This is a genomic window from Micrococcus sp. Mcc28 (genome assembly GCF_024519775.1).
Lineage (GTDB): Bacteria > Actinomycetota > Actinomycetes > Actinomycetales > Micrococcaceae > Micrococcus > Micrococcus luteus.
The window spans coordinates 15,143-42,140 of sequence record NZ_JALJRH010000009.1; the positions used below are offsets into that span (position 1 = coordinate 15,143).

Annotated in this window: 25 protein-coding genes and 3 tRNA genes; 10 read left to right on the forward strand and 18 right to left on the reverse strand. The window is 72.8% G+C overall.

The window, feature by feature from the left end:
- The first annotated feature begins 45 nt into the window (after nucleotides 1-45).
- Nucleotides 46-1,137, forward strand: coding sequence for a magnesium and cobalt transport protein CorA (locus NR073_RS06245; protein WP_306452708.1), 1,092 nt, complete (start codon nucleotides 46-48; stop codon nucleotides 1,135-1,137).
- A 26-nt stretch (nucleotides 1,138-1,163) separates the two neighbouring features.
- Here NR073_RS06245 and pyrE read toward each other — a convergent pair whose 3' ends face one another.
- The gene (pyrE, locus tag NR073_RS06250) at nucleotides 1,164-1,760 is read right to left on the reverse strand and encodes an orotate phosphoribosyltransferase (protein WP_041103612.1); all 597 of its coding nucleotides are present in this window, start codon (nucleotides 1,758-1,760) and stop codon (nucleotides 1,164-1,166) included.
- Nucleotides 1,761-1,818: 58 nt separating this feature from the next.
- Here pyrE and NR073_RS06255 point away from each other — a divergent pair, with 58 nt between their 5' ends.
- The 6 genes from NR073_RS06255 to NR073_RS06280 all read left to right on the forward strand — a co-directional run bounded on the left by NR073_RS06255 (nucleotide 1,819) and on the right by NR073_RS06280 (nucleotide 8,633).
- Complete coding sequence (locus tag NR073_RS06255; protein WP_036340247.1) at nucleotides 1,819-2,262, forward strand: MarR family winged helix-turn-helix transcriptional regulator; 444 nt, start codon at nucleotides 1,819-1,821, stop codon at nucleotides 2,260-2,262.
- 58 nt (nucleotides 2,263-2,320) lie between these two features.
- Complete coding sequence (gene nadE, locus NR073_RS06260) at nucleotides 2,321-3,229, forward strand: ammonia-dependent NAD(+) synthetase (protein ID WP_141843958.1); 909 nt, start codon at nucleotides 2,321-2,323, stop codon at nucleotides 3,227-3,229.
- Nucleotides 3,230-3,273: 44 nt separating this feature from the next.
- A complete protein-coding gene (locus tag NR073_RS06265; RefSeq protein ID WP_095347077.1) occupies nucleotides 3,274-4,101 on the forward strand; it encodes an exodeoxyribonuclease III in 828 nt (275 codons plus the stop codon).
- An 18-nt stretch (nucleotides 4,102-4,119) separates the two neighbouring features.
- On the forward strand, nucleotides 4,120-5,022 hold the full coding sequence (locus NR073_RS06270; RefSeq protein WP_060973769.1) for a hypothetical protein: 903 nt from the start codon (nucleotides 4,120-4,122) through the stop codon (nucleotides 5,020-5,022).
- Nucleotides 5,023-5,136: 114 nt separating this feature from the next.
- On the forward strand, nucleotides 5,137-6,960 hold the full coding sequence (locus NR073_RS06275; RefSeq protein WP_158184156.1) for an alpha-amylase family glycosyl hydrolase: 1,824 nt from the start codon (nucleotides 5,137-5,139) through the stop codon (nucleotides 6,958-6,960).
- 206 nt (nucleotides 6,961-7,166) lie between these two features.
- Entirely contained in the window at nucleotides 7,167-8,633 is a 1,467-nt protein-coding gene (locus NR073_RS06280; protein WP_134416819.1) for an amino acid permease, read from the forward strand.
- Nucleotides 8,634-8,715: 82 nt separating this feature from the next.
- On the opposite strand, the gene NR073_RS06285 is transcribed toward NR073_RS06280, so the two are convergent.
- A complete protein-coding gene (locus NR073_RS06285; protein ID WP_256748681.1) occupies nucleotides 8,716-10,575 on the reverse strand; it encodes a BCCT family transporter in 1,860 nt (619 codons plus the stop codon).
- Nucleotides 10,576-10,776: 201 nt separating this feature from the next.
- Here NR073_RS06285 and NR073_RS06290 point away from each other — a divergent pair, with 201 nt between their 5' ends.
- Entirely contained in the window at nucleotides 10,777-11,043 is a 267-nt protein-coding gene (locus NR073_RS06290) for a hypothetical protein (protein WP_049147831.1), read from the forward strand.
- A gap of 7 nt (nucleotides 11,044-11,050) precedes the next feature.
- Here the strand turns inward: NR073_RS06290 and NR073_RS06295 are convergent, their stop codons facing one another.
- The 4 genes from NR073_RS06295 to NR073_RS06310 all read right to left on the reverse strand — a co-directional run bounded on the left by NR073_RS06295 (nucleotide 11,051) and on the right by NR073_RS06310 (nucleotide 12,168).
- Nucleotides 11,051-11,665, reverse strand: coding sequence for a cysteine hydrolase family protein (locus NR073_RS06295; RefSeq protein ID WP_217565075.1), 615 nt, complete (start codon nucleotides 11,663-11,665; stop codon nucleotides 11,051-11,053).
- Nucleotides 11,666-11,757: 92 nt separating this feature from the next.
- Nucleotides 11,758-11,833: transfer RNA gene (locus tag NR073_RS06300), tRNA-Phe, on the reverse strand.
- A gap of 72 nt (nucleotides 11,834-11,905) precedes the next feature.
- Nucleotides 11,906-11,979, reverse strand: a tRNA-Asp gene (locus tag NR073_RS06305).
- A 116-nt stretch (nucleotides 11,980-12,095) separates the two neighbouring features.
- Nucleotides 12,096-12,168, reverse strand: a tRNA-Glu gene (locus NR073_RS06310).
- 118 nt (nucleotides 12,169-12,286) lie between these two features.
- Between NR073_RS06310 and NR073_RS06315 the strand changes: the two genes are divergently transcribed.
- Nucleotides 12,287-12,676: a metallopeptidase family protein gene (locus NR073_RS06315; protein ID WP_217565073.1), complete on the forward strand. Its 390-nt coding sequence runs from the start codon at nucleotides 12,287-12,289 to the stop codon at nucleotides 12,674-12,676.
- Nucleotides 12,677-12,683: 7 nt separating this feature from the next.
- Here the strand turns inward: NR073_RS06315 and NR073_RS06320 are convergent, their stop codons facing one another.
- The 10 genes from NR073_RS06320 to NR073_RS06365 form a co-directional block, all read right to left on the reverse strand.
- Nucleotides 12,684-13,658 carry a universal stress protein gene (locus tag NR073_RS06320; protein ID WP_036383528.1) on the reverse strand — a complete coding sequence of 325 codons (975 nt, stop codon included), beginning with the start codon at nucleotides 13,656-13,658 and terminating at the stop codon, nucleotides 12,684-12,686.
- A gap of 60 nt (nucleotides 13,659-13,718) precedes the next feature.
- On the reverse strand, nucleotides 13,719-14,648 hold the full coding sequence (locus NR073_RS06325; protein ID WP_036383529.1) for a spermidine synthase: 930 nt from the start codon (nucleotides 14,646-14,648) through the stop codon (nucleotides 13,719-13,721).
- Nucleotides 14,645-15,208 (reverse strand): GNAT family N-acetyltransferase, encoded by a 564-nt coding sequence (locus NR073_RS06330; protein WP_036383531.1) that lies wholly within the window; start codon nucleotides 15,206-15,208, stop codon nucleotides 14,645-14,647. Before NR073_RS06330 ends, NR073_RS06325 begins: the two co-directional genes overlap by 4 nt.
- 107 nt (nucleotides 15,209-15,315) lie before the next feature.
- Complete coding sequence (locus NR073_RS06335; protein ID WP_063189969.1) at nucleotides 15,316-15,693, reverse strand: thiamine-binding protein; 378 nt, start codon at nucleotides 15,691-15,693, stop codon at nucleotides 15,316-15,318.
- A 31-nt stretch (nucleotides 15,694-15,724) separates the two neighbouring features.
- The gene (locus tag NR073_RS06340) at nucleotides 15,725-17,065 is read right to left on the reverse strand and encodes an Nramp family divalent metal transporter (protein WP_256748682.1); all 1,341 of its coding nucleotides are present in this window, start codon (nucleotides 17,063-17,065) and stop codon (nucleotides 15,725-15,727) included.
- An 84-nt stretch (nucleotides 17,066-17,149) separates the two neighbouring features.
- Entirely contained in the window at nucleotides 17,150-18,904 is a 1,755-nt protein-coding gene (locus tag NR073_RS06345) for an ABC transporter ATP-binding protein (protein ID WP_044658639.1), read from the reverse strand.
- A gap of 2 nt (nucleotides 18,905-18,906) precedes the next feature.
- Nucleotides 18,907-19,899 carry an ABC transporter permease gene (locus NR073_RS06350; RefSeq protein WP_036341535.1) on the reverse strand — a complete coding sequence of 331 codons (993 nt, stop codon included), beginning with the start codon at nucleotides 19,897-19,899 and terminating at the stop codon, nucleotides 18,907-18,909.
- Nucleotides 19,896-20,900, reverse strand: coding sequence for an ABC transporter permease (locus tag NR073_RS06355; RefSeq protein WP_036341532.1), 1,005 nt, complete (start codon nucleotides 20,898-20,900; stop codon nucleotides 19,896-19,898). The genes NR073_RS06350 and NR073_RS06355 overlap by 4 nt, the downstream gene beginning before the upstream one ends.
- A gap of 136 nt (nucleotides 20,901-21,036) precedes the next feature.
- Nucleotides 21,037-22,719 (reverse strand): ABC transporter substrate-binding protein, encoded by a 1,683-nt coding sequence (locus tag NR073_RS06360; protein ID WP_041103597.1) that lies wholly within the window; start codon nucleotides 22,717-22,719, stop codon nucleotides 21,037-21,039.
- 154 nt (nucleotides 22,720-22,873) lie between these two features.
- Complete coding sequence (locus tag NR073_RS06365) at nucleotides 22,874-23,797, reverse strand: glycerophosphodiester phosphodiesterase (RefSeq protein ID WP_041103596.1); 924 nt, start codon at nucleotides 23,795-23,797, stop codon at nucleotides 22,874-22,876.
- A gap of 100 nt (nucleotides 23,798-23,897) precedes the next feature.
- Between NR073_RS06365 and NR073_RS06370 the strand changes: the two genes are divergently transcribed.
- Entirely contained in the window at nucleotides 23,898-25,175 is a 1,278-nt protein-coding gene (locus tag NR073_RS06370; RefSeq protein ID WP_041103595.1) for a DUF445 domain-containing protein, read from the forward strand.
- 128 nt (nucleotides 25,176-25,303) lie between these two features.
- Here NR073_RS06370 and NR073_RS06375 read toward each other — a convergent pair whose 3' ends face one another.
- Nucleotides 25,304-26,191 (reverse strand): hypothetical protein, encoded by an 888-nt coding sequence (locus tag NR073_RS06375; RefSeq protein ID WP_041103594.1) that lies wholly within the window; start codon nucleotides 26,189-26,191, stop codon nucleotides 25,304-25,306.
- Between the two features lie 33 nt (nucleotides 26,192-26,224).
- Nucleotides 26,225-26,950 carry an alpha/beta hydrolase gene (locus tag NR073_RS06380; protein ID WP_010079631.1) on the reverse strand — a complete coding sequence of 242 codons (726 nt, stop codon included), beginning with the start codon at nucleotides 26,948-26,950 and terminating at the stop codon, nucleotides 26,225-26,227.
- Nucleotides 26,951-26,998 lie beyond the last annotated feature (48 nt).

Sequence of the window (26,998 nt, forward strand, 5' to 3'; positions counted from 1 at the left end):
GCATCCTGGAATCCGCCGGGGGCCACCGTCGGGGAGAATGTCCTGGTGAGCATGATCGACAACGCCGTGTACGTGGACGGGCGGCGCGTCCACGCCCCCTCCACCCTCGAGGACACCTGGGAGGAGTGTGAGCGCACCGGCGGCATGGCCTGGCTGGGCCTGTACCGCCCGGACGTGGCCGAGCTCCAAGCGGTCGCGGAGGAGCTGCGCCTGCACCCGCTCGCCGTCGAGGACGCCCTCGCCGGAGGCGAGCGCGCCAAGCTGGACCGCTACGGCGAGGACTCGTTCATGGTCCTGCACCCGGCCCGCTACATCGACCGCACCGAGACCGTGGAGTTCGGCGAGCTGAGCGTCTTCACCGGCGAGCACTACGTGGTGACGGTGCGTCACGCGGAGGAGCCGGACCTGGCCGCCGTGCGTCGGTCCCTGGAGACGGAGGGCCGCGAGCGCCTCGCGATGGGGCCGTGGCAGGTCACCCTGGAGATCCTGGACCGGGTCGTGGACGACTACTTCCCGGTGGCCGACGGCCTCGAACAGGACATCGCGGAGATCGAGGACCAGGTCTTCGCCGGCGACGGGCACGTCTCCCGGCGCATCTACGAGCTCTCCCGCGAGGTGCTGAACTTCCAGCACGCCATCCGCGCGCTGCCGTCCATCGTGGAGCAGCTCCAGGAGGAGGTGCGCACCCGTCTGCACGAGGACACCCGCCGCCTCGACGCCGACGGCCTGCCCCGGCGCGACGACGCCCACGCCTGGGAGGACGAGGAGCTCAGCGATCAGGCGCGCCTCGAGGTGGAGAACCTGCGCCGCCTGCGCGACGTCCACGACCACGCCGTCCAGATCAACGAGCGCGTGACGACCATGCGCCAGATGCTCAACAGCGCCCTCGAGCTGGACTCGACGCTGGCGTCGAAGCGGCTGGCCGAGCAGTCGATCGCCCAGAACGAGCAGGTCAAGCAGATCTCGTCCTGGGCGGCGATCATCTTCGCGCCGCAGCTGGTGGGCTCGGTCTACGGCATGAACTTCGACGGCATGCCCGAGCTGCACTGGGCGTTCGGCTACCCGTTCGCCCTGGGACTCATGCTGGCGGTGGCCCTCACGCTGTTCGTGCTGTTCAAGCGCGCGGACTGGCTCTAGGCGGGCGGCGCGGGGCCGGCCGAGGCTCAGTCGAGGCCGAGCTCGTCCTTGCCGAACGCGTACAGGTACGGCACCCCCGCCTCCTCGGCCACGCGCTCGGCGGCCCCGGTCGCGCGGTCCACGATCACGGCCACGGCCTGGACGTCGCCGCCCGCGTTGCGCACGCCCTCGACGGCGGTCAGCGCGGAGCCGCCCGTCGTCGAGGTGTCCTCCAGCACGACGACGCGGCGACCGTCCACGCCCGGGCCCTCCACCTGCCGGCCCATGCCGTACGACTTCTGCGCCTTGCGCACCACGAAGGCGTCGAGCGCGCGGCCTGCGGCGCCAGCCTGGTGCATCATCGCGGTGGCCACGGGGTCCGCACCCATGGTCAGCCCGCCCACCGCGTCGCACCCGATCCCGTTCTCCTCGAGCAGGCGCAGCATCACGCGGCCGATCAGCGGGGCGGCCTCGTGGTGCAGGGTGACCCGACGCAGGTCCACGTAGTAGTCCGCCTCCTTGCCGGAGGACAGGGTCACCCGGCCGTGCACCACAGCCAGATCCTGGATGAGCTGCTTGAGCCGCTCGCGGTCCTGCTCGGGCGTGGGGACGGTGGGGGTCTGCGCGTCGGTCATGCCGCCCATGCTAGTGCGGGCCCGACCGCCCCTGCCGCTTCCGTCCCGGACTGGCTAGGCTCAGGCCATGAGCGAGATCCAGCACGACGACGCCGTCCAGCATCCCTCCGGCCTGCCCCTGGCGCACTGGCTCACCCTCACCGAGGGCCTGATCGCGGCGCGCGTGGCCGAGAGCCTCGAGGAGCACGGCCTCACCCGCGCCCAGTGGCAGTTTCTGAACACCCTCACGGTGGCCCCGCAGTCCCGCGCCGAGCTCGAGGCCGGCTTCGAGGAGGAGCAGCGCGGCGCGGTGTCCGGTCAGATCGAGGAGCTGGTCGAGTCCCGCTGGGTGACGGTCGAGGGCGACCTCTACACCCTCACCGCCACGGGCCGCACCGCGGGCGCCCGCGTCGGTGAGGCGGTCGAGGCCCTGCGTGCCGAGGCGACGGCGGACGTCCCGCGGGACCAGATCGACGACGCCGTCCGCGTCCTGCGCCGCATCGCCCGCAACCTGGGGCACCCGGACGCGTGAGCCGTCGTCGCCGACCGACCCTGTCCCCGTGCGCGGGGCCGGTCCTACGCTGACCGGCATGCGTGAACTCCAGCAGCGGATCATCGCCCAGCAGGGCGTCCTCCCCGAGATCGACCCGGCGGCCGAAGTCGAACGGCGCGTGGCCTTCCTCGCCGACTACCTCGCGGCCACGGGCGCGTCCGGCTTCGTCCTGGGCATCTCCGGCGGCGTGGACTCCACGGTGGGTGGCCGGCTGGCCCAGCTCGCCGCCGAGCGTCGCCGCGCCCAGCTCGGCGTCACGGACGCCGTCGCCCTGGGCGGCCCCGGCACCGCCCCGCCGGGTGAGGCGGGGGTGGGCGCCGACGTCGTGCCCTCCCGCGAGAACCCCCGGTTCACCGCCGTGCGCCTGCCCTACAAGGTGCAGCACGACGAGGCGGATGCCCGGGCCGCCATGGACTTCGTGGGCGCGGATCAGGACGTCACCCTGAACATCGCGGAGGCCGTGCAGGGTCTGGCCGCCGCCTTCGCCGAGGCCGTGGGGGAGCCGATCTCGGACTACAACCAGGGCAACGTCAAGGCCCGCATCCGCATGACGGCCCAGTACGCGGTGGCCGGCGCCCACGGGCAGCTGGTGATCGGCACGGACCACGCGGCCGAGGCCATCACCGGCTTCTACACGAAGTTCGGCGACGGCGGCGCGGACGTCCTGCCGCTGGCCGGCCTGAACAAGCGGCAGGTGCGGGCGCTGGGCCGCGAACTCGGCGCCCCCGAGCCCCTGTGGAACAAGGTGCCCACCGCGGACCTGCTGGACGGCACGCCGGGCCAGACGGACGAGGCCGAACTCGGGATGACGTACGAGGACATCGACGACTACCTCGAGGGCAAGGACGTCCCCACCGAGGTCGCGGAGAAGCTCGAGGGCATCTGGCTCCGCAGCCGCCACAAGCGCACCACGCCGGTGACGATCCACGACGACTGGTGGCGCTGAGGCGCCGATCCCACGGTGTCCGCGCCCTTCGATAGCCTGGCCGGGTGAAGATCGCCACCTGGAACGTCAACTCCCTCCGTGCCCGCGCCGACCGCGTCGAGGCCTTCCTCGAGCGCCATGACATCGACGTCCTGGCCATCCAGGAGACCAAGTGCCGGGACGAGAACTTCCCCTGGGAGCTCTTCGAGCGCGCCGGCTACGAGGTGGCGCACAACGGCACCTCGCAGTGGAACGGCGTGGCCATCGCCTCCCGCGTCGGCCTGAGCGACGTGCAGCGCGGCTTCCCCGGCCAGCCGCACTTCGGCAAGGGCGGCGTGGACCCGCAGGAGGAGTCCCGCGCCATCGGGGCGACCGTGGGTGCCGAGGCGGCCGACGGCGTCGCCCCGGTGCGCCTGTGGAGCCTGTACGTGCCCAACGGGCGCGGCCTGGAGAACGAGCACATGGGCTACAAGCTCGAGTGGCTGCGCGTGCTCCAGGAGCACGCGGCCGCTCGCCTCGCCGAGGACCCGGACACCCGGCTCGCCCTGGCCGGCGACTGGAACATCGCTCCGCAGGACGAGGACGTGTGGGACATCGAGCTGTTCCAGCGCGAGGGCTACACGCACGTCTCCCCGGCCGAGCGCGCGGCGTTCCACGCGTTCGAGGACGCCGGGCTGGTGGACGTGGTGCGCCCGCGCCACCCCGGCCCCGGCGTGTACACGTACTGGGACTACACGGGCCTGGCCTTCCCCAAGAAGAAGGGCATGCGCATCGACTTCCAGCTGTGCTCCCCCGCCCTCGCACGGACGGTCACGGACGCCTGGATCGACCGCGAGGAGCGCAAGGGCAAGGGCGCCTCGGACCACGCGCCCGTGGTCGTCGAGCTGGGCTGAACCACGGACGAGCCCGCGATGACCCACGACGACGGCGGCCCGCCCCCGGGTGTCGCGCGCGGCACCGCGCACCTGCGCGTCTTCCAGCCGCTGGCCGCGTTCCCGGACGCGGTCCAGGCGCGGCTGATCGCCGGCGGCCACCGCACCCGTGCCGAGGTCGAGGCCGAGGCGGCCGAACGGGCCCGGCGTCGCCTGGCCCGGCCCGTGGCCGACCCGTTCCCGGAACCCGGTGAGGACGACCTGGTGCGGGTCCTCCAGGACGAGCACCGCTCCGCCTTCTACTGCCCGGACGAGCGGGGCCTGCGCGCCGAGATGGCCGCGGCCATGCTCGAGGAGACGATGCTGCCGCGGCTGCACGAGGCCGCCATCCCGCCGGCGGCGCGCGCCATGAACCGCGGCCGCGCGCTCGTGGCGCTCGAGGACGAGTGGGGCCTCTCCCCCGACCCGGACGCGGCGGGCCAGGACCCGCAGGACGAGGGCGGCGCGCCGGAGCACCACCGCGTGCAGACGCGCACGGCCACGTGGGGTGTGCCGCACGGCTGGCTCACGGTGTTCGACCCCGAGGAGCCGGTGAAGCGCCTCGTGGACGGCGAGCGCACGGCGTACCGGCGCGCCCCGATCGTGGCCGCCCGGGAGCGGGCCGGGCACGCGGCGGCGGTGCTCGCGCGGCACGCCCCGGATGCGGAGCTGATCGGCGAGCTCACGGTGATGGTGGAGTGGCTCGGCGCGTTCCACCCCGACTCGTGGATCGAGCTGGACTACGGCGGCCTCACGCGGCACGTGTGGCCGGACGACTCCGTCTTCGACCTGTGGACGCTCATCGACGCCCTCGAGGAGGGCGACGAGGCGACCGCCGGCGTCGCGCAGGAACGGCTGAACCGTCGCTGGGCCGCCGTCGGGATGCTGGCCCGGCTGACCTGAGCCGGCCGCCGGCGCACCGGGGTGGGGCCGACCCGGGTGCTCGAGACGCACACCACGCCGCCGACGCCGCTCACGCGGGGCGCGCGCTCCCGCGTCGGGCCTAGGGTGGATCCCATGACCACGCAGCGCCTGAGCACCCCGCCCTCGGAAGCCCGGAACCGGCCCGTCACCCCGTGGTGGGTGGACGCCGTGATCTACCAGGTGTACCCGCGCTCCTTCGCGGACGCGGACGGGGACGGCATGGGCGACCTGCGCGGCGTCACCTCGCGCCTCGACTACCTGGCCCAGCTCGGCGTGGACGCGATCTGGCTCTCACCCTTCTACCTCTCCCCGCAGCACGACGCCGGCTACGACGTCGCGGACTACCGCGCCGTGGACCCGCGGTTCGGCACGCTCGCGGACGCGGACGAGATGATCGCCGCCGCGCACGAGGCCGGCATCCGCGTGGTCGTGGACCTCGTGCCGAACCACACCTCGTCCGAGCACGCGTGGTTCCAGGCCGCCCTGGCCGCCGGCCCCGGCTCCCCCGAGCGCGCCCGCTACCACTTCGCCGAGGGCCGCGGCGAGCACGGCGAGCTGCCCCCCAACAACTGGGAGTCCACGTTCGGCGGCGGGGCCTGGACCCGCGTGACCGAGGCGGACGGCACCCCGGGCCAGTGGTACCTGCACCTGTTCGACACCACGCAGCCGGACCTGAACTGGGAGAACGAGGAGGTGCGCGAGGAGTTCCGCTCCATCCTGCGGTTCTGGCTGGACCGCGGCGTGGACGGCTTCCGGGTGGACGTGGCCCACGGGCTCATCAAGCAGCCCGGCTACCCGGACGCCGAGCACTCCCGCATGGGCATGGTCACGGACGCGGGCGAGGACGCCGACCCCACGTTCGACCCGGACACCTTCGAGCCGCTCACCCCGTTCATGGACCAGGACCGCGTCCACGAGGTCTACCGGCACTGGCGGCGGGTCCTGGACTCCTACGACCACGAGCCGATGATGGTGGCCGAGGCGTGGGTGGCCCCGCTCTCGCGGATGTTCCGGTACGTCCGCCCCGGCGAGATGCACCAGACCTTCAACTTCACCTACCTCATGGCCGGCTGGGACGCGGAGTCGCTCACCAGCGCCATCGACCGCTCGTTCGAGCACGCCGAGCGCGTGGGCGCCCCCAACACGTGGGTGCTCTCCAACCACGACACGGTGCGCCACGCCTCCCGCTACGGCCTGGCGGACCCGAGCTCCTACCCGGCCGGCATCACCGCCGAGGACGAGCAGCCGGACGAGGAGCTGGGCCGCCGCCGGGCCCGCGCCGCGGCCCTGGTCGAGCTGGCCCTGCCCGGCTCGGCGTACATCTACCAGGGGGACGAGCTCGGCCTGCCCGAGCACACCACCCTGGCCGCCGAGCAGCGCACGGACCCCTACTTCTTCCGCACGGACGGCAAGGAGCCCGGCCGCGACGGCTGCCGCATCCCTCTGCCGTGGGCCGCGGACGAGACGTCCTACGGCTTCTCGACCCCCGCGGACGACGACGGCCCCGCGTCCGCCGCCGAGGGCGTCGCCGCGCCGTGGCTGCCCCAGCCCGCGTCCTTCCGGGCGCTGGCGGCGGACCGGCAGGTCGGCGTCGAGGGCTCCGTGTTCGAGCTGTACCGGCGTCTGCTGCAGATCCGCGGCGAGCTCGACCTGGGCACGGGCACGTTCGCGTGGTCCGAGCACCACGACCCCGCACGCGGGGTGCTGGCGTTCACGGTCACCTCGGGCGGTGGCCGGCACCTGGGCTCGGGCGAGCCGATCCCGGCGCGCACCGTGCTCGTGATGGCGAACCTGTCGACCGATCCCGTCGACCTGCCCGCGGGCCATTCCCGGGCCCTGTTCTCCCTCGAGGAGGCAGAGGCCGTGCAGGACGGGCAGCTCGCGCACGACGCCGCCGCGTGGCTGCTCATGGACTGAGCCGGGCACGCCCCGGGACCCGCCGGGGCGCCACAGATCTTCCGCGAGGAATCAGCGGTGGCCGAGGCCACATCATCCGGCACGGTCGGATGAACTCGACGTAACGTCCACGATGACTCGCATCACACCGGACAAAGTGGCATGAACGCTGTGTCACGAGTCACCATGGCGTGTCCTGATCCACCCCCTTCGAGCGGAGACTTCACGTGAGCACCTCCCCCTCCGGCTCCCGCGTCGCCGAGCCCGACGCGGCCACCACGGACCGCGGGCAGCTGCACCGCGGCCTGAGCCAGCGGCACATCATGTTCATCGCCCTGGGCACGGCGGTGGGCACCGGCCTCTTCTACGGCTCGGCCGGCGGCATCCAGGCCGCCGGGCCGGGCGTGATCCTGTCCTTCCTCGTCGCCGGCGCCGCCGTGTTCCTCGTGATGCGCGCCCTCGGCGAGATGACGCTCCGTGAGCCCGTCTCCGGCTCCTTCGCCGCCTATGCCTCCCGTTATCTCGGCCCCTTCGCCGGCTACGTGACCGGCTGGACCTTCGTCTTCGAGCTGGCCGTCGTGATCATCGCGGACACCGCCGCCATCACCACGTACATGGCGTTCTGGTTCCCGGGGGTCCCGGCCTGGGCCTGGGTCGCCGCCACGATCCTCGTGGTCGGCCTGATCAACTTCACGCACGTCGGGAACTTCGGCGAGGCCGAGTTCTGGCTGACGCTCGTGAAGGTCGGGGCCATCGTGGCGATGATCTTCGGCGGTGTGATCCTGCTCTTCACCGGCGCCTCCACCGCGGACGGCACCCAAGCCAGCCTGGCGAACCTCGTGGACCACGGCGGATTCCTGCCGCACGGCATCCTGGGCGTGCTGACCGCGCTCACCATCGTGACGTTCTCCTTCGGCGGCATCGAGACCCTCGGCGTGGCCGCGGGCGAGGCCAAGAACCCGGAGAAGGTGCTGCCCAAGGCCATCAACACGGTGCCGATCCGCATCCTGTTGTTCTACGTGCTGACGATGGCGGTCATCATGGCCCTCGTCCCCTGGAACCAGGTGGACGGCAAGGCCAGCCCGTTCGTGCAGATCTTCGAGGGCCTCGGCGTCCCCTTCGCCCCGCACCTGCTGAACTTCGTGGTGCTCACGGCCGCCGTCTCCGCGATCAACGCCTGCATCTACGCGTCCGGTCGCCTGCTCTACGCGATGGCCCATGACGGCCAGGCGCCCCGGGCCTTCACCCACACCAACCGCGGCGGCGTGCCGTGGCTGTCCGTGGCCGTGACGCTGGGCGTGATGGTGCTCGGCGCGGTGCTGATCACCGTGGACCCGAACGCCTTCAGCCTGGTGGCCGGCGTCGCCTCGTTCGCCGTGGTGCTGACCTGGGCCATGATCTTCCTGTCCCACCGCGCCATGCGCAGGCGCGTCGCGGAGCAGGGCGCGGAGCCGTCCCCCTTCCCCATGCCGCTGGGCAACGTCGGCACCTACCTGGGCCTGGCGTTTGTGGCCACCGTGGTGATCACCATGGCTACCATCCCGGATTCGCGCCGCGCGCTCATCATCGGTCTCGTGTGGGTCGCGGTCCTGACCCTCGCCTGGTTCGTCACGGGCACCCGCACGTCGGCCGCGGCCCACAGCCGCACCGGCACCCTGCCGGTGGTCCGCACCCGCCAGTCCCACGAGGACTGACCCCCACGACGACGACGGCCCCTGTCCCGCGCGGGACAGGGGCCGTTCTCGTCGGGGCCGGGAGGGCGCCCGGGGGCGGACGTCAGTGCTCGTGGCGGCGCAGCCGGGTGCGGCGAGGCCCCTCCGAGGCCGGGACGCCGGCGGCCGCATCGGCGATCCGCTGCTGGTGGTCCCGACTGAGCGAGGCCCACCACTGCGAGGCCGCCACGGGGCCGGAGTCGACCACCTCGTCGTCGTCGGACTCGAGGCCCAGGCGGTCCTTGATGGAGGCCAGCATGGCCTGGCGGCGCACCGCCTCCACCCGCGCTACGGAGTAGCCGAGCGAGCGGAACGTGGCCAGGCAGATCAGCAGCATCATCACGGAGAACGGCAGGCCGATGGTGATGGCCAGGACCTGGATCGCGGACAGGCCGCCGGCGGCCAGCAGGGCCGCGGCCATGAGCGAGGTGGCGATGGCGAAGAAGATCTTCACCGTGGCCTTCGGGTTCACGTCGCCGCCCGTGGCGAGCATGCCCATCACGAGCGAGCCCGAGTCGGCGGAGGTGATGAAGAAGATGCCCGAGAGGATGATGGCGCCGACCACGAGCATCGTGCCCGCGGGCAGCTGCTCGAGCACCTGGAAGAGCGCGGTGTTCGAGTCGATGGCGCCGTCCGCGCCCACCACGGAGGTGTACCCGGCCGGGCGGGTGGTCTCGAGGAAGATCGCGGTGCCGCCCAGGATGCCGAACCAGACCACGCCCACCATGGTGGGCACCAGCAGCACGCCCGCGATGAACTCGCGCACGGTGCGACCGCGCGAGATGCGGGCGATGAAGATGCCGACGAACGGCGTCCAGGACATCCACCAGCCCCAGTAGTACGCGCTCCAGCCGGCCTGCCACGCGTCGCCCTCGGCGCCGTAGAACGCGGAGACGTTGAGCGAGTTCGCGAAGAAGTACTGCATGTAGGAGCCGAGGGACTGCACCATCTCCTTGAACAGGAACGCGGTGGGTCCCACGATCGCGATGAACAGCAGCAGGCCGGCGGCCAGGATCAGGTTGGTGTTGGACAGCCACTTCATGCCGCGCTCCACGCCGGAGACCACGGTGTAGAGCACCACGCAGGTGACCGCGCCGATCATGGCGTACTCGAGCCAGGGGCTGTCCTCGGGCACGATGCCCAGCGCGCGCAGGCCCGCGGACATCTGGGTGACCCCGAGGCCCAGCGAGGTGGCCACGCCGAAGACGGTGCCGATGAGGGCGATGTTGTCGATCAGGTGGCCCCAGCCGCCGCGCACGCGGCGCTCGCCGATCAGCGGCTCGAAGGCCCAGCGCAGCGCGAGGGGACGGCCGCGCCGGTGGATGGCCAGCGCGACCGCCACGCCCACCACCGCGTAGATCGCCCAGGGCTGCAGGCCCCAGTGCAGGAACGTGGTGGCCAGCGCCGACTGGGCGGCCTCCGCCTGGGTGGGGTTGGCGGCCGCCACGTCGGGCCGCGGATCGGTGAAGTGCATGAGCGGCTCGGTCATGCCGAAGAACACGAGGCCGATGCCCATGCCCGCCGCGAAGAGCAGGGAGAACCAGGACAGCGTGGAGAACTCGGGCTTCTCATCGGGCTTGCCGAGCGTGATCTGCCCCTTCCGGGAGAACGCGAGGTAGCCGCAGAACAGCACGAAGAACAGGGCGACGAGCGCGTACCACCACGAGAAGTTCGTGATGATGGCCTGCTGGACCAGGCCGATGCCCACGGTCATCTGGTCGGGGGCGAGCAGCGTGGCCCCCACGAAGGAGAGCACGATGACCGCGGAGGGCCAGAACACCCACGGCAGCAGGACGCGGTCGCGGGCGGCCGCGGCGGAGGTGGCAGGGGCGACGCCGGCGTCGGGGGCGGTCGCCGAGGACGGATGGTTCCCGGGTTGCTCGGGGATCATGGGCTCGGTCGAGGGCGGTGTCGGATCGCTCATCCTCCCGACCTTACGTGGTCCCGCACGCCGGCTCCCTGCCTGAGACGCGGCCGAGTGGACGGTCTCACCCGGCGGGGTGACCGCGCCCACGGCCCCGGCGCGGGCGTCCCCTGGTGAGGCGTGGGCGGCCTCACTAGGGTGTGGGACACCACGACGACGGCGGCGCCGGACGGGCCCGCCCGCGAGAGGAAGGACCGCACCATGACCGACGTCCCCTTCGAGGACCGCGAGGACGAACGAGAGCTCGAGACGGACCTGCTCGCCGATCCCAACGCCGCCGGCGACCCCGCGCCGCAGGACGGCCGCGACGGCCAGCCCGTGCGCGGCGGCTCGGACGACCCGCAGCACTGGGCCGGGGAGGGACGTGCCCCGGACTCCCTGCGCAATGCGGAGTCCGCCGCCATGCACATCGAGGAGGACGCCCAGGACCGCACGCGTGCGGACGAGGGCGACGTCGAGATCCTGTGACCGCCCCTCAGCCCCGGTCGGGGACGAGGCCGGTGCGCAGGAGGGTGAGTGCCTCGTCCTGCCCGAGGAGCGGCTGACGCATCTCGTCGCGGAGGAAGTCGAGCATCGCCGAGGCCAGCGCCGGCTCTTCGGAGGCGATCGCGTCCGTCGCGATCGCGGCGTGGAAGTCGAGGGCGAACGCGGCCGTGGCGGTCGCGGCGATGCAGCTGTGGGTGGAGACGCCGCACAGCAGGAGCCGATCCACCCCGCGGCCCCGCAGCTCGGCCGCCAGTCCCGTGCCGTGGAAGGCGGAGTCCCGGGTCTTCACGACCTCGACGGCGTCCGGGGCGGCCGCCGCGACCCCGTCGAGCAGAGCCGCCTGCCGGGTGCCCGGGAAGGCGAAGCCCTCGCCGTCGGCCAGCATGTTCAACGTCCACGTGGAGCGGTCCCGCGCGTGCTCGGTCCGCACCAGGAAGACGGGACGGCCGGCCTCGCGGGCGGTCCGGAGCAGTTCCACGACCGCCGCCGTCAGCTCGGCCTGATGGGCGGCCAGCGCGGGATGCTCGAAGTAGCTGTGCTGGACGTCGATCACCACAAGCGCGGTCTCGCCGCCGGTCGCGCGGGCGGAGGGGGAATCGGGCATCGACCCAGTGTGCCCACCGCGTCGCCGCCTGTCAGTGGCTCGTCGCCCCGGACGACGAAGGCCCCCCGCGTCTGCGGGGGGCCTTCTCGAAGTGGTGGCTCCGACCGGCGTCGATCCGGTGACCTTACGATTTTCAGTCGTACGCTCTACCAACTGAGCTACAGAGCCCGGCGACCTTCGTCACCAGGACCATGCGTCACCGGACTCCATTTCCGAATGCCGGTGATCGGATGATCCGAGCGACCCTGACGGGACTTGAACCCGCGACCTCCGCCGTGACAGGGCGGCGCGCTAACCAACTGCGCTACAGGGCCATGTTCTGTTGTTCTCGCCGCTTTCGCAACGAGTGGAAACTCTAGCAGAGCCTCCGCGCGTCGTGCAAACCCAGTCGGCGAGTGCCGTTCCGGCCGCCGAGGGCGGCCGGCCTGCGTACCCCCAACGGGATTCGAACCCGTGTCGCCGCCGTGAAAGGGCGGTGTCCTAGGCCTCTAGACGATAGGGGCAGGTCCGGTTCGAGATTCCCGAGGTGGACCCTGGGAGTCTATGGTGGCCGCACGCCCCCCGGCAAGTTCCCGCCGGAGCCGGTCCGCCGTCGTCGTGCCCCGCCGTCAGGAGCCCTCCGTGAGCCATCGCCCCGACCGCCCCGCCGCCACGTGGATGAGCGAGCAGGAGTTCGACGACGCCGTCTCCGCGGCCCTCACCCGCATCCCGGACGAGCTGGCACGGCTGCTGACGAACGTCGTCGTGGTGGTGGAGGACGAGTACGAGCCGCAGCGCTGGGAGGACCCGGCCACCGAGCTGTTCGGCCTCTACGAGGGCGTGCCGCTGACCGAGCGCGCCGAGTTCGCGTGGCAGATGCCGGACCGGATCGTGGTGTTCCGCGGCCCGCTCACCCGCCACTGCACCTCCCGCGCCGAGCTCGAGGACGAGATCACCGTCACCGTCATGCACGAGGTGGGGCATTTCTTCGGCATCTCCGAGGAGCGCCTCCACGAGCTCGGCTGGGGCTGAGCGCCGGTCAGGACTCCGGCTGGTCCTGGACCGGGCCGAACGAGGCGCGGCGGCCGAGGCGGACGTCCTTGCGGAACGGGACGACGAGCACCGGGCCCTTCGCGTGGTCCGCGACGCCGCGGCTCGTGGAGCCGACGATCGCACCGGCGAAGCCGCCCAGACCGCGCGTGCCCACCACGGTGAGGCGGGCGGTGGCGGTCTGGTCCACCATCACGTCCACGGGGGTGCCGTCCACGAGCTCGGTGAGGACCTCGAGGCCGGGGAACTCGGAGCGGATCCACGCGGCGCCGGCGTCGAGACGCTCGCGCAGCTCCCGCTCTCGGGCCTCCTCGTCCAGGCTGACGGCCAGCCACGCGGCGTTCGCGCCCAGGGGCGGGACGGCGCACACGAGCTTCAGCGGGGCCTGGCGGAGGCGGGCCTCCTCAGCGGCCTCGAGAGCGGCGGCACGGCCCTGCTCGGAACCGTCGACGCCCACCACGACGGCGGTCCTGTCCCCCGCGCGGCTGGCCTCGACCCCGGCGGGGATGATGGCGACCGGGCAGTGCGCGTGGCCGGGCAGCGCGGCGGCCACCGAGCCGAGCAGGCGGCCCATGAAGCCGCCGCGGCCGCGCGCGCCCGAGACGAGCAGGGAGGCCTCGGCGGAGAGCTCCACGAGGACGCCGGCCGCGTCCCCGATCTCCACACGCAGCTCCGGACGCACCCCGTCGGCGTCGAGCTTGCCGGCGACCTCCTCCAGGAGGGCCTGCACGCCCTCGCGGAGACGGGAGTCGTCCAGGACGGCGCCGCCGGCGTCCGCGCCGTAACCCCAGTACGCGGGGATCGAGTAGGCGGTGACGAGGGTCAGCGGCTCGCCGCGCAGGCCGGCCTCGCGCTGGGCCCAGCGGGCGGCGGAGACGGACTGGTCGGAGCCGTCCACACCCACCAGGACGCCGAGCGGTGCGTCCTCACGGCGGGTGGCGGCGGGCTGGGTCTGGGCGGACATGGCGACCTCCTCGAGTCGGACTCGACGGGCCCCGGGCGGACCCGGCCGAGTGCCTCCAGTCTACGCCTCGGGGCCCGGGATGAGTCCCGTGATCCCGGGCGAGACGCCCGCGGGGAAGCCGCGTGGATCCTCCGCGAGCCGGGCCGGGAAGGCGTCCATGCGCAGGGCGCGGGCCAGGCGGTCGCGGGGGTCGGCGCCGGGCGGGGCGTCCGCGGCGGGGCGGGCCACGGGGGCGTCCGAGGCCGCCACGATGACGTTGCCGCGGCGCCGCCCCTTGAGCATGGGCGGATCCGCGATCACCTCGACGTGCTCGAACGCGGCGACGACGGCAGCCACGTCCGCCCGCACCGACGTCAGGTCCGGCCCGCCGCCCACGTTGAGCACGTACAGCCCGCCCGGGGCGAGGACCCGCGCGGCGGCGCGGGCCGCGTCCAGGCCGGTGAGGCCCGGCGGGGTGATGTGGCGGGCACCGGTCAGGTCCGTGGGGTCCGGGGCGAAGACGTCGCGGATGATCAGGTCGCGGCTGGCCGGGTGGGCCGTGGCCAGGACCTCGGCGGCGTCTGCCACGCGGATGCGCAGGGCCGGGGCGCGGGGCAGGCCGAAGCGCTCGCGGGCGAGGGCGGCCAGGCCGGCGTCGATCTCCACCGCGGTCTGGTGGGAGCCCGGGTACGCGTGGTCCACCCAGCGGGCGAGCGCGCAGCCCGCGCCGCCCAGGTGCAGGGCCCGCAGGGGCGTGGGCTCCGGCCAGTGCGCCCGGACGGCCGCGGCGGCCCAGCGCATGTACTCGAAGGCCATGCGCTCGGGGCGCTCGGGGTCCAGCGGCGAGGACTCGACGCCGTTGACGTAGAGGATGAACGCGCCCGGCTCGAAGGCGTCCTCGCGGATCTCGGCGGTGCCGTGGGTGATCGCGTGGACGCCCGGCTCGATCCCGGCGGGGCCGGCGGATCCGCCCGCGGCCCGGCCCCGGCGCGCCGACGACCGGCGGCTCACGCCGCACCGCCGTCGTGCGGGAGACGGCGCACCATCAGCTGCTCGTGCAGGCCGGCCCACGGGCCGTTCATCGGCTCCGGCGCCCCCACGGCCGCGAACCCGTGCTTGGCGTAGAACGCCACGGCCCGCGGATTCTCGGCGAGGACGCGCAGCAGCGCGGGGCGGCCCCCGACGACGGCGTCCAGCAGGCGCGCTCCCAGGCCGGTGCCGTACGCCTCGGCCAGGACGTAGAGCACCATGAGCTCGACATCGGGCAGGTCGGCGGGCGATGCGGCCGCGTCGTCCGCACCCGTCCGGGCCGTCTCCGCCGCCGAGCGACGCGGGCCCGCGAGCGCCACGCCGAGCAGCCGGCCGCCGTCGTCGGCGACCCAGAGGTCACGGTCCGGTCCGATCAGCGCGGTCCACGCGGGTACGTCCTCCGGGATCCGGGCCTCGATCGCGTCCAGGTACGCGGACGGCAGGAGCGCGCCGTAGGCCTCCCGCCACGACCGCGCCTTGACGCGCAGCAGCGCCTCGACGTCCCCGGGTGCGGCGGGGCGCACGGCCACGGGCTCAGGCACGGACTGCTCCTCCGGGCCGCCGGCGCGGCGGCCATGTCTCGAACGAAAGCGCCTCGACACGCCGCCGTTTCTCGAACGAAAGCGTCCGGGGGCAGCGGGGAGGGGGGTCACCCGGCGTCGCCGTCGCGCGGGGCCGGGGCGGCGCGCCGCCCCTCGTCCTCGGCGAGGGCCGACTCGAGGCGCTCGAGCTTGCCGTCCAGCTCGCCGGTGCGGCCGGGGCGGATGTCCGCCTTCAGCACGAGCGAGACGCGTGTGCCGTACGGGGACACGGCGTCCACGGCGGCGCGCACGACCTCCATCACCTCGTCCCACTCCCCCTCGATCTCGGTGAACATCGAGGAGGTGCGGTGCGGCAGGCCGGAGGCGCGCACCACGGCGACGGCGGCCGCGACCGCCCGGTGCACGGACGCGGTGTCCGCGTCGCCGGGCAGGTGGTTGGCGTCGGCGGGTTGGCCGGAGGGGGCGACGGAGAAGGCGACGATCATGGCACCAGTGTGCCCCGCTCCCGCCGCCGGCTCACCCCCCGAGCACCGGCTGCAGGGCCTTGAGCAGCTCGTTCACGCCGATCGCCACGAACACGGCCGCGGTCAGGCCCAACAGGGTGTTGCGGACCCAGCCGTTGCGGAACTGCCGCGGCACGTCCTTCGTGTTGTTGAGGAACAGCAGGGTCACGGCCAGGAACGGCATGAACAGGGCGCCGAGCGTGCCGTAGAGCAGGATCAGGAAGATCGGCCGGTCCAGGAACAGCAGTGCCATGGGCGGCAGGGTCAGCCACAGCAGGAAGAAGCGGCCGGGCTTCGAGGACAGCGACGGCGCGTCGTCCTGGTCCAGCTCCGCGGCGGGCCGGCGGAAGTTCGTCCAGAAGTCCGCGAACATCAGCGAGACGCCGTGCCACACACCCAGCAGGGAGGAGAAGGACGCGGCGAAGAATCCGATGAGGAACACCGTGGACCACGCCGAGCCGTAGCGCTCGGCCAGCACGTCGCCGACGTCGAGCAGGCCCTTGTCACCCGAGGAGATCGCCAGCCCCGCCGAGTGCAGCAGCTCCACGCCCATGACCATGGTGGCGATCACGAAGATGCCCGTGAGGATGTATGAGGTCGCGTTGTCGAACCGCATGACCTTCAGGTACTTCGGGACGTTCCAGCCCTTCTCGCGCAGCCAGTACCCGTAGGCCGCGAGCGTGATGGTGCCGCCGACGCCGCCGGCGAGGCCGAGCACGTAGAACATGGCCTGGGGATCGCCGGAGGGCAGGCGCGGCACGAGACCGGCCAGGATCGCGCCCAGGTTCGGAACGGTCAGTGCCGCCGAGAGCAGCACGGTCACGAACATGACGCCGATCAGCACCGTCATGAGCCACTCGATGAGCCGGTACCTGTCCAGCCAGACCAGCCCCAGGCCGATCAGGCCCGAGGCGATCGCGAACACCTTGCTGTCCACCCCGGGGAACAGCGCCGCGAGCGGCAGGGCGGTGGAGGACATCGCCGTCGCCCCGTACACGATGCCCCAGATGAGGATGTACGGGCCGAAGTACCAGGACGTCCAGGCCCCGAGGGTGCGCCAGCCCTGGAAGATCGTCTTGCCGGTGGAGAGGTAGTAGCGGCCCACGCCCTCCACGAGCACGATCTTGAAGATCACGCCCAGCACCACGGCCCACAGCAGCATGTAGCCGTAGCGGGAGCCGGCGGTCAGGGTGGCCACCAGGTCCGCCGCGCCCACGCCCGTGGCCGCGGCGACGATGCCCGGGCCGAGGGAGTTCCAGCGCGGGCGGATCGGCGTCTCGTTCAGTTCGGCGTCGGTGAACCCGACGATGTCCGGGTTATGCACGGGGCGCCCGGGGTCGGCGGCGTGGGCCATGGGATGCTCCTGCGATCGGGGATGCGAGTGATCCAGCAAGTATCACGCATGGGAGCGACCCGGATCACATCATTCCGCGGTGCTTCACACGTGCGTCCCGTCCGCCTCCACCGCGATGCCCAGCTCGTTGCCCGGGATCGAGGCGAGCAGGCGGCGGGTGTACGGGTGCCGGGGGTTGGTGAAGACCTCCTCCGAGCTGGCCGCCTCCACCACCTCGCCGTCCTTCATGACGCACACGTAGTCGGAGATGAGCCGCACCACCGCCAGGTCGTGCGAGATGAACAGGTAGCTCAGCCCCAGCTCGTCCTGCAGGCGGCGCAGCAGCGTGAGGATCTGGTCCTGCACGAGCACGTCCAGCGCGGAGACCGGCTCGTCGCACACGATCAGCTCGGGGTTCAGCGCGAGCGCCCGGGCGATCGCCACGCGCTGGCGCTGTCCACCCGAGAGCTCGGCCGGGTACCGGCGGTGGAAGTGGGAGGGCAGGGCCACCTGGTCCATGAGCTCGAGCACGCGCGCCCGCCGCTGCGTGGCGTTGCCCCGCCGGTACGTCTGCAGCGGCTCCTCGATGATCCGGCCCACCGTGAACGAGGGGTTGAGCGAGGAGAAGGGGTCCTGGAACACGGCCTGCACGCGCTGCCGGAAGTCCTTGAGCCCCTCCCCCTTCAGCGCCAGCACATCCCTGCCCTCGAAGGTGATCTCGCCCGAGGTCGGCTCGATCAGCTTGAGCAGCATGCGCGCCGTCGTCGTCTTGCCGGAGCCGGACTCGCCGACGATCGAGACGGTCTTGCCGCGCGGGATCTTCAGGGAGACGTCCTTCACGGCGATGAAGTCCTCGTGCCCGCGCACGGGATAGACCTTCGTGAGGTCGCGAATCTCCACCAGCGGGGTGAGGTCCTGCTTCGCCAGGGCCACCGTGGTCAGGGCCGCGGTGTCGTCCTCGGCCAGGGCGACGGGCGCGGGATCGAAGGCCTCGGGCAGCAGGCGGGCCGCCGCCACCGACGGCGCGGCCGCCACGAGCGAGCGGGTGTAGGCGTGCTGCGGGTCCTCGAGGATGGCCCGCGCGTCGCCGGACTCCACCACGCGTCCGCGGTGCATCACCACGAGCTGCTGCGCCCGCTCGGCCGCGAGGCCGAGGTCATGGGTGATCAGCAGCACGGAGCTGCCGAGCTCGCGGGTCATCTCGCCGATCTGGTCCAGGATCACCTGCTGCACCGTCACGTCCAGGGCGGAGGTCGGCTCGTCCGCGATCAGCAGCTGCGGCCGGCACGCCAGGCCGATGGCGATCAGCACGCGCTGGCGCAGACCGCCCGAGAGCTCGTGCGGATACTGCTTGGCCCGTCGCGCGGGCTCGGGGATGCCGGCGCGCTCCATCACCTCGACGACGGCGGCCCCCACGTCCTTCTTCGTCGCCATGCCGTGGGTCAGCAGGGTCTCCCCGATCTGCTGACCCACCCGGGTCACGGGGTTGAGGTTGGACATCGGGTCCTGCGGCACCAGCCCGATCCGGCGGCCGCGGATGCGGCGCATCCGCGACTCGGGCAGGCCCACGAGCTCCTCGCCCGCGAAGCGGACGGAGCCTGCCGTGACCCGGCCGTTGCCGGGCAGCAGGCCGATCGCGGCCATCGCGGTGGTGGACTTGCCCGAGCCGGACTCGCCCACGATCGCCAGCGTGCCGCCGGCCGGGAGCGTGAGGGACGCGCCCTCCACGGCCTGCACGGTGCCCTGCTGGGTGGTGAACTCCACGTCCAGGTCGCGGATCTCCAGCAGGGGGGCGCCCGCCGCAGGGACCGCGGGCGCCGCGCCGGGGCCGGGTGCGCCGTCGTCGTGCTTGGGGTCCATGGTCAGCGCCTCCGGGAGGTCGGGTCGAGGGCCTCGCGCAGGGACTCGCCCAGCAGGGTGAAGCCGAGCGCGGTGATGGCGATGCACAGGCCGGGCAGGAACGCGAGCCACGGGTTGATGCCCAGCTCGGCCTGCGCGTAGGTGAGCATGCGGCCCCACTCGGCGGTCTCGGGGCGGCCGCCGCCGAGGCCGAGGAAGGACAGGGCGGCCGCGTCGATCACGGCCGTGGCCAGGGTGAGCGTGGCCTGCACGATCACGGGGCCCAGCGAGTTCGGCAGCACGTGGGACATCGTGATCCGTCCGCGCGAGAGGCCGAGGGTCTGCGCCGCGAGCACGTAGTCCGACCCCTTCTGCGTGAGCATCGAGGACCGCAGCAGCCGCGCGAACACGGGCACCTGCGCCACCCCGATCGCGATCATCACCGCGAACGGGGTCTGTCCGAGGATCGCCGCGATGGACACCGCCAGCAGCAGGTTGGGCACCGAGAGCAGGATGTCCACGACGCGCATCACGACGGAGTCCACCCAGCCGCCGAACGTGCCGGCCAGCAGGCCGAGCAGCATGCCGCCGGCCAGGCCGAACGCCGTCGAGACGACGCCGATGAGCAGCGAGGCCTGCGCGCCCCAGATCAGCTTGGAGAGCACGTCCCCGCCGAAGCGGTCCAGGCCCAGCGGGTAGCCGGCCACCTCGCCGGGGCCGGGCACGTGGGTGGGGCGGATCTCGCGCATGCCGGGTGTGGCCGTGCCCGCGTACGGGGCCAGCACCGGGGCGAGGACGGCCACGAGCACGAAGAGCAGCACGATCACGGCGCCGGCGATCGCCGCCGGGTTGCGGCGCAGCCGCTGGAACGCGGCGCCCCACACGGAGGTGCCGCGGGTGTCCGCGGCGGCCTCGGTGGTCGCCTGGGTCGCCCCGGCCTCGACGGGCGCCAGCGCGTGCTCGACGGCGTGCTCGGTGGGTCCGCCGCCGGGGCTGGGGGGCAGGTTCACGCTCATGAGACACGCACCCTCGGGTCGATGAGGCCGTAGGAGACGTCCACGACCAGGTTGATCAGCGAGTAGAGCAGGGCGATGAAGATGATGAAGCCCTGCAGCACCGGGAAGTCGAGCTGGAAGATCGCCTGCGCGAGGAACCGGCCGATCCCGTTGAACGCGAACACCGTCTCGGTGAGCACCGCCCCGGAGATCAGCAGGCCCAGCTGCAGGCCGAGCGTGGTGCTCACCGGCAGCAGGGCGTTGCGCATGATGAACCGGTCCCGGATCAGGCGCGGGGCCAGGCCCTTGGCGCGGGCTGTGCGCACGAAGTCCGCGTCCTGCACGTCCAGCACGGAGGCGCGGGTGATGCGCGCGATGATCGCCAGCGGGATGGTGCCCAGCGCGATGCCGGGCAGCACCAGGTGGGTCAGCGCGTTCAGGGCCGCGTCCCACTCGGCGGTGATGATGCCGTCCCACACGTAGAAGTTCGTGTAGTGGGTGGCGTCGATCCGCGGGTCCTGTCGGCCGTCGGTGGGCAGCCAGCCCAGCTTCACCGCGAACACCCACTTGAGGATGAACGCCAGGAAGAACACGGGCACCACCACGCCGATCAGGGACAGCACGACGGCGACGTCGTCCTGCCACCGGCCCACATGGCGGGCGGCCCAGTAGCCGAGCGGGATGCCGATGACCACCGCGAACACGATCGCGAAGATCGAGAGCTCCAGCGTGGCCGGGAAACGGTCCGCGAACTCCTCGACCACGGGCCGATTCGTCATGATCGAGGTGCCGAAGTCGCCGCGCAGCAGCCGCCCCATGTAGGTGACGTACTGCTCGAGCAGCGGCTTGTCGAAGCCGTACGCCGCGTTCACCCGGGCCACGGCCTCGGGGGTGGCGCGGTCGCCGAGCAGGGCGGTGGCGGGGCCGCCGGGCAGGCTGCGGACCCACACGAACAGCAGGACGGACAGTCCGAACAGGGTGGGGATCAGCAGCAGCAGGCGCTTGCCGATGAGTCTGAGCACGAGGGGCCTCCATGCCGGCGCGGGGGCCGGGCCGGTCGGTGCGAGGGACGGGCGGTGGCGGGCGGGCCGGCGACGACGGCGCCGGGGCGCGGCGCCGTCGTCGCCGGTGGGGCGGGTCGTCCCCGGCCCGCCGGGCTCACTCGGTCAGGTCGATCTCGTTGAAGACCTCGTCGTTGACCGGGCTCGCCGGGTAGGAGGCCACGCGCTTGTCGAAGGCCAGCGACGGGGCCGGGTGGGCGAGCGGGACCGCCGGGACGATCTCGGAGATCTGCTCGTTGATCTCCTGGTACTTCGGCGTCTGCTCCTCGAGCGTCGGGATCTGGCGGGCCTCCTCGAGGGCGGAGAACAGCTCCTCGTCGGTGAAGCCGAACTCGGGCTTCTCCTGGCCGAAGAACACGCCCACGAAGTTGTCCGTGTCGTTGTAGTCGCCGGTCCAGCCCAGCAGGTGGATGCCGTGGTCCGAGGTGCCCTGCACCTGGTCGAGGTAGTCCGGGCTCCACTTGGCCGGCTTCGCGTTCACCGTGATGCCCACCTCGGCCAGCTGGCTCGAGAGGTTGGAGAACGCCTGCTCGGGGGTCGGCATGTACGGGCGCGAGACGCCGGTGGGGTAGTTGAAGTCGATCGTGAAGCCGTCCGGGTAGCCGGCCTCGGCGAGCAGCGCCTTGGCCTTGGCGGGGTCGTGCTCGTACGTGGTGACGTCCTCGCTGTACCCGTTCACGGACTTCGGGATGAACTGGGTGGCGGGCTCCGTGCCCTCGGGGAGGGTCTGCGCGATGAGGGCGTCCTTGTCGATCGCGTGGGCGATCGCCTGGCGCACCCTGACGTCCTGGAGCTCCTCCTTCTCCTGGTTCAGGCCCAGGTAGAGGATGGTGAACGGGTCGCGGGCCACCACGTTGAAGCCGGCCTCGGACAGGGCCGCGGTGTCCGCGGGGGCCACGAGGTCGTAGCCGTCGATGTCCCCGGCCTCGAGCGCCTGACGGCGGGCCACCGGGTCGTCGATCACGCGGAAGGTGATGTCCGTGACCTCGCCGCCCTCGCCCCAGTAGTCCTCGTTGGCGGTGAGCTTGACGTCCTCGCCCACGCTCCAGGACTCGAACTTGTAGGGGCCGGTGCCGGTGGGGTGTGCCCGGGCGTACTCGGACATCTGGGGCGACTCGGCGGTGCCGCCGACCTCGTCCGCCTTGTACTCCTCGAGCGCCTTCGGCGACTGCATGGCGAAGGCCGGCAGGGACAGGGAGGAGATGAAGCCCGCGAACGGCTGTGCCAGCGTGATCTTCACCTCGTGCTCGCCGGTGGCCTCGCACTCCTTGTAGACGGCGTCCTCGGGCTTGTCCGCGAAGCCGCGGAACAGCTTGCCGTAGTAGTACGAGAGGGTCTCCGACTGCTGGATGCCCGTGAAGTTGTACCAGCGGTCGAAGTTGGCGCACACGGCCTCCCCGTTGAACGGCTCGCCGTCGTGGAAGGTCACGCCCTCCTTCAGCTGGAACGTGTGGGTCAGGCCGTCCTCCGAGGACTCCCAGGACTCGGCCAGCAGCGGCGCGGGGTCCGCGGTGCCCGGCTTCGTGCCCACGAGGCCCTCGAAGATCTGACGGGAGACCCGGAAGGTCTCGCCGTCGGAGGCGAAGGCCGGGTCCAGGGTCTTCGGGTCGGAGGAGGCGGCGAAGATGAACGAGCCGTCCACTTGGGCGGCGTCGCCCCCGCCCGAGCCGCCGGAGCCGCCGCCGTCGCGCTGGCTCTGGGCGCAGCCGGTGACGAGCAGGGCGCCGGCCGCGGTGAGCGCGGCGGCGGACAGGAGTCGGTGACGCAGACGGGTGGCCATGGGGGCTCCTCCGGGAGAGGTCTCAGCCGAGACGCGGGTGCGAGGGGACCGCGCCGTCGGGTGTGACCTCGGGCACGCTCCTGGACGTGACTATAGCCACAAGCGCGGGCGGGGACGCAACGCAGGCCGCGTCTGCGCGTGCGGCACGGCGCCCTCAGGCCCCGGTGGGCACCCGCTCCCGACGCGCGGCGGCCCGCTCGCGGACCCAGCGCAGCACGTCCTCCGGACGGTTGGTGGTGAGCTCCTGCACTCCCTGGGCGAGGAGGAACTCGGCGTCCTCGCGCTCGTCGACGGTCCACACCCGCAGGCGTCGCCCCGCCGCCAGCCACGCCTTCACGTCCGCCAGGTGCTCCCGCACGTAGGCCACGGAGGGCCCCGCCAGCCCGGCTCGGCCGCGCCAGACGAGCGCCTCGGACCCCGCCAGCGACTGACGCGCCGCCGCACGCACCGCCGCCCGGCTCAGCGGCCCCCGCGCGAGCCGGGTCGGCAGCTCCGTCGGCATGAGGTCCATCAGGGGGCAGAGGGGGTCCGTGCCGGCCAGCGGAGCCACGTGGCGCAGCGCGTCCGGATGGAAGCTCATGAGGGACACCTGCACCTGACCCACCCGGCCGGTCTCCGGGTCCCAGCCGGCCCGCAGCAGCTCCCGCAGCACCCGCTCCTCGAGCTCATGCCCGAACGGGGAGGGATGCTTGAGCTCCACGGCCAGACGCAGCGGCCGGTCCGCGGCCGTCGCGATCGCCAGGAGGTCGGCCAGGGTGAGCACCTGCTCCCCCGCGCCGCCGTACGCGGCGGGCGGCGCCGTCGTCGTGGCGGGCTCGGCCCCCGGACGCCGGGCGTGCCACGAGACGACGTCGAGACCGCGCAGACGATCCAGCGTGTGGTCCGCGACGGCGCCGCGCCCGTCCGAGGTGCGGTCCACGGTGGGGTCGTGCCAGCAGACGACCTCGCGGTCCCGCGTGAGCTGGACATCGCATTCGAGACCGTCCGCGCCCACGGCGAGGGCGTGGAGCATGGCGGCGCGGGTGTGCTCGGGGAAGGCGGCGGAGGCGCCGCGGTGGGCGATCACGAGGGCGGGCACGCCGCCAGGCTAGGGAGCGCGTGTGCCGGCCACGTCACCGCAGGGTGCCCGGCTGGTTAACTGGTGGGGACCATTCGGTGCGCGCGATCAGGAGCCTTCCGTGTCCCTCTCCCCCGACCCCGCCCAGCAGCTGCTCAGCGCCGGCGCCCTCGAACGCGCGGCGGGCCTGCGGCGCATGAAGGCCGTCGCCCTGGGGCTGCTCATCCTGCTGGCCGTGGTGTTCGTGGTCGCGTTCCCGTTGCAGGACACCCACCCGGTGTGGGGCTACGTGCGCGCCGCCGCGGAGGGCGGCATGGTCGGCGCGCTGGCGGACTGGTTCGCGGTCACGGCGCTGTTCCGCCACCCGATGGGGGTGCCCGTGCCGCATACCGCCCTGATCCCGCGGAAGAAGGACCAGCTCGGCGCCGCGCTGACCGAGTTCGTGCAGGAGAACTTCCTGGACTCGGAGGTCGCCCACGAGAAGGTCGACGGATTGAAGGTGGCCGAGGCCGCCGGCGGCTGGCTGCGCCGTGAGGAGAACGCGGCCCGCACCGCCCGGGAGATCGCGACGGCGGCCCGGGGCGCCATGGCCGCGGCTGACGACGACGCCGTCCAGGAGCTGCTGCGCCAGCTGATGGAACGCCACATGGTGGCCCCGGACTGGTCCCCCACGCTCGCGGGCGTGCTGGAGGACGTGGTGGCCGGCCGGCACCACGAGCGCGTGGTGGACCTCGTGGTCGCCCACACCGGGGACTGGGTGGCCGCCCACCCCGAGCTGTTCGTCGAGACGGTGCGCCGCCGCTCCCCCGAGTGGAGCCCGGACCTCGTGGACCGCCTCCTCGCCGAGCGACTGCACGCCGAGACCCTCAAATACCTCGCCGGCATCCGCCGCGACCGGCAGCACGAGGCCCGCCGCGCCGTCGACGACTGGCTCGACCGCCTCGCCGACGAGATGCGGAACGAGCCGGCCACCCGCGCCTCGGTGGAACGGTTCAAGCGGAACCTGTTCGCGGACGAACGGCTGCGCGCGTGGGCCGGGCGGGCCTGGGTCTCCCTGCGGGACTCGCTCCTGGATGCGCTCGAGGACCCGTCCTCCGACCTGCATCGCGCGCTCGTGGCCGCCCTGCGCGACCTCGGCGCCCGCCTGCAGGAGGACCCCGAGCTGCGCGACCGCGTGGACGGCCACGCCCGCCGCGCCGCGGCGTATGCGCTGAGCTCCTACGGCCCGGCGCTCACCGGGGTGATCGAGGAGACGGTCGCCCGCTGGGACGGCGAGCAGACCGCGCGCACCCTCGAGCTGTTCGTGGGCAAGGACCTGCAGTTCATCCGCATCAACGGCTCGATCGTCGGCGCGCTCGCGGGCCTGGCGATCCACGGGGTGGCCACGCTGTTCCTCTGAGCCGCCGCCCCTACCCCGCACTTTCGAACGTGAAATGGGGCGAATGGGCGCTTTCGAGCGTGAGATAGGCCCTCTCTCACGTTCGAAAGCGCGGGGGCGGGGGCGACGGACGCGCGGGGGCGGGGCCGTCAGGCGGCGGGCTTGCCCTTCTTCTGCCTGTCGTCCTTCTCGTCCTTGCCGCCGGGCAGGGCGCGACGGATCGCACCGAAGACGCCGCCGTCGTCCTTGGTGCCATCGGCGCGCCCCTGTGCGGCGCCCTCGCGGATCTCGCCGGGGATCACCATCGGCAGGGGGCCGAAGAGCTCCGCGGCGTTCTCCATCACGGCCTTGCCCATGGCGCGGTTGCCCACGCCGCCGATCACGGCGCCCACGCCGAACGGCACGGCGCGGCCCACGAAGCCGGCACCCTGCCGCAGGCGCATCTTGCGCATGAACGTCCTCTTGAGGCGATCCACCACGAACGCGCTGATGCCGGTGCCCGATGCGGTGCCCGCGAGCGCGTTGAGGCTGGACTGCGGGTCGTAGGGACGGCCGGCCTTGGCGGCGGCCTCGCGGAGCAGCTCCTTGGCGTCGTCGCCGAGCATGAGGCCCATGACGAGGGCCTGGGCGCGCTGCGGGTCCTGCGTGGTGATGCCGTGCAGCTCGGCGAGGGACTGCGCGTAGAGGGCGGTGGCCTCCATGAAGCCGGCGACCGCGGCACCGGACAGGCCGAGCGCGGCCACGGTGCCGATGCCCGGGACGATCGCGGTGCCGCCCACGGCGGCACCGGCCCCCGTGACGGTGGTCAGGTACTGCTGCCCGAGCCGCTCGGCGAGACGCTCCGGGCTCTCCCCCGGGTGCTTCGCCGCCATGCGCTGGATGTTCTTCAGGACCAGGGGGCGCTGGACCGCCAACACCGTGGAGAGGGCCTTCTCGAAGCCCTCCGTGGGCTCGCCGTTCTCATCGAGTGCCGACTTCAGCCCGAAGTCCTTCACCTTCCCGGACGCGTACCGGCCGATCGTCGAGTTCTTTGCCATGCGCGCCACAGTATCGGCGCGCGACCCCCGCGGTCAGGACCCGGGCGTCGCCGCGCGCAGGGAATGCTCGAGGAAGATGCGCACGTCACGGACCTCGTCGGGGCCGGTCCCGTGCAGGATCCCGGGGTAGGTGCGCACGGTCAGGCGGGTGTGCTCCTCGGCCCACGCGCGGGTGTGGGCGACGGCGTCCGGATGGATCACGGGGTCCTCGGCGTCCCGGCCCCAGAAGAACGGGCGCGGGCCCGGTCCCTCGGCCGGGGAGTCGAGCATGGCCAGCAGCTCGTTGTCGACGGCGAAGCCGCTCAGGCCCACACCGCAGGTGAACGCCTCGGGACGCAGACGCAGGACCGTCGTCGCCATGGCCATGCCCTGGGAGAAGCCGAGCACCGAGACCGTGCGGAAGCCGGCCGCCACGACCTCCTCGGCGGAGAGCACGTCGAACACGCGGTGGGCGGCGGCGAGCACCTGGGCGAAGTCGGACTGCAGCAGCAGGTCGAGCAGGAACCAGCCGTGCGCGCCGGGGTCGCCCGGGCCCTCGGAGGCCGTCTCGTCGATCTCGAAGCCGCCGCGCACCGCCAGGCCGGTGCACCGCTCCGGGAGCATCGGGAAGTGGCGGCGCGCCGCGCGGACCTCGTTGGAGCCGTAGCCGTGGAACACGAGCACCAGGTCCGTGCCCGCGCGCTCCGCCGGCGGGCGCGACCACACCACGCTGTGGCCGGAACTGATCGTCTCGGTGACTGGTGTGGGCGTGGGGCTCATGGCTCCATCCTAGGGAGAGGCCCCTGACCGGGCGTCATGCCTGGTCAG

What these genes read in the sequence shown, in the direction of transcription:
- NR073_RS06275 (WP_158184156.1), top strand. Translation starts at nt 5,137, where the DNA reads ATGACCACGCAGCGCCTGAGCACCCCGCCCTCGGAAGCCCGGAACCGG.
- NR073_RS06270 (WP_060973769.1), top strand. Translation starts at nt 4,120, where the DNA reads ATGACCCACGACGACGGCGGCCCGCCCCCGGGTGTCGCGCGCGGCACC.
- NR073_RS06340 (WP_256748682.1), bottom strand. Translation starts at nt 17,065, where the DNA reads ATGGCCCACGCCGCCGACCCCGGGCGCCCCGTGCATAACCCGGACATC.
- NR073_RS06350 (WP_036341535.1), bottom strand. Translation starts at nt 19,899, where the DNA reads ATGAGCGTGAACCTGCCCCCCAGCCCCGGCGGCGGACCCACCGAGCAC.
- NR073_RS06290 (WP_049147831.1), top strand. Translation starts at nt 10,777, where the DNA reads ATGACCGACGTCCCCTTCGAGGACCGCGAGGACGAACGAGAGCTCGAG.
- nadE (WP_141843958.1), top strand. Translation starts at nt 2,321, where the DNA reads ATGCGTGAACTCCAGCAGCGGATCATCGCCCAGCAGGGCGTCCTCCCC.
- NR073_RS06255 (WP_036340247.1), top strand. Translation starts at nt 1,819, where the DNA reads ATGAGCGAGATCCAGCACGACGACGCCGTCCAGCATCCCTCCGGCCTG.
- NR073_RS06335 (WP_063189969.1), bottom strand. Translation starts at nt 15,693, where the DNA reads ATGATCGTCGCCTTCTCCGTCGCCCCCTCCGGCCAACCCGCCGACGCC.
- NR073_RS06345 (WP_044658639.1), bottom strand. Translation starts at nt 18,904, where the DNA reads ATGGACCCCAAGCACGACGACGGCGCACCCGGCCCCGGCGCGGCGCCC.
- pyrE (WP_041103612.1), bottom strand. Translation starts at nt 1,760, where the DNA reads ATGGGCGGCATGACCGACGCGCAGACCCCCACCGTCCCCACGCCCGAG.
- NR073_RS06320 (WP_036383528.1), bottom strand. Translation starts at nt 13,658, where the DNA reads ATGTCCGCCCAGACCCAGCCCGCCGCCACCCGCCGTGAGGACGCACCG.
- NR073_RS06360 (WP_041103597.1), bottom strand. Translation starts at nt 22,719, where the DNA reads ATGGCCACCCGTCTGCGTCACCGACTCCTGTCCGCCGCCGCGCTCACC.
- NR073_RS06375 (WP_041103594.1), bottom strand. Translation starts at nt 26,191, where the DNA reads ATGGCAAAGAACTCGACGATCGGCCGGTACGCGTCCGGGAAGGTGAAG.
- NR073_RS06285 (WP_256748681.1), bottom strand. Translation starts at nt 10,575, where the DNA reads ATGAGCGATCCGACACCGCCCTCGACCGAGCCCATGATCCCCGAGCAA.
- NR073_RS06380 (WP_010079631.1), bottom strand. Translation starts at nt 26,950, where the DNA reads ATGAGCCCCACGCCCACACCAGTCACCGAGACGATCAGTTCCGGCCAC.
- NR073_RS06295 (WP_217565075.1), bottom strand. Translation starts at nt 11,665, where the DNA reads ATGCCCGATTCCCCCTCCGCCCGCGCGACCGGCGGCGAGACCGCGCTT.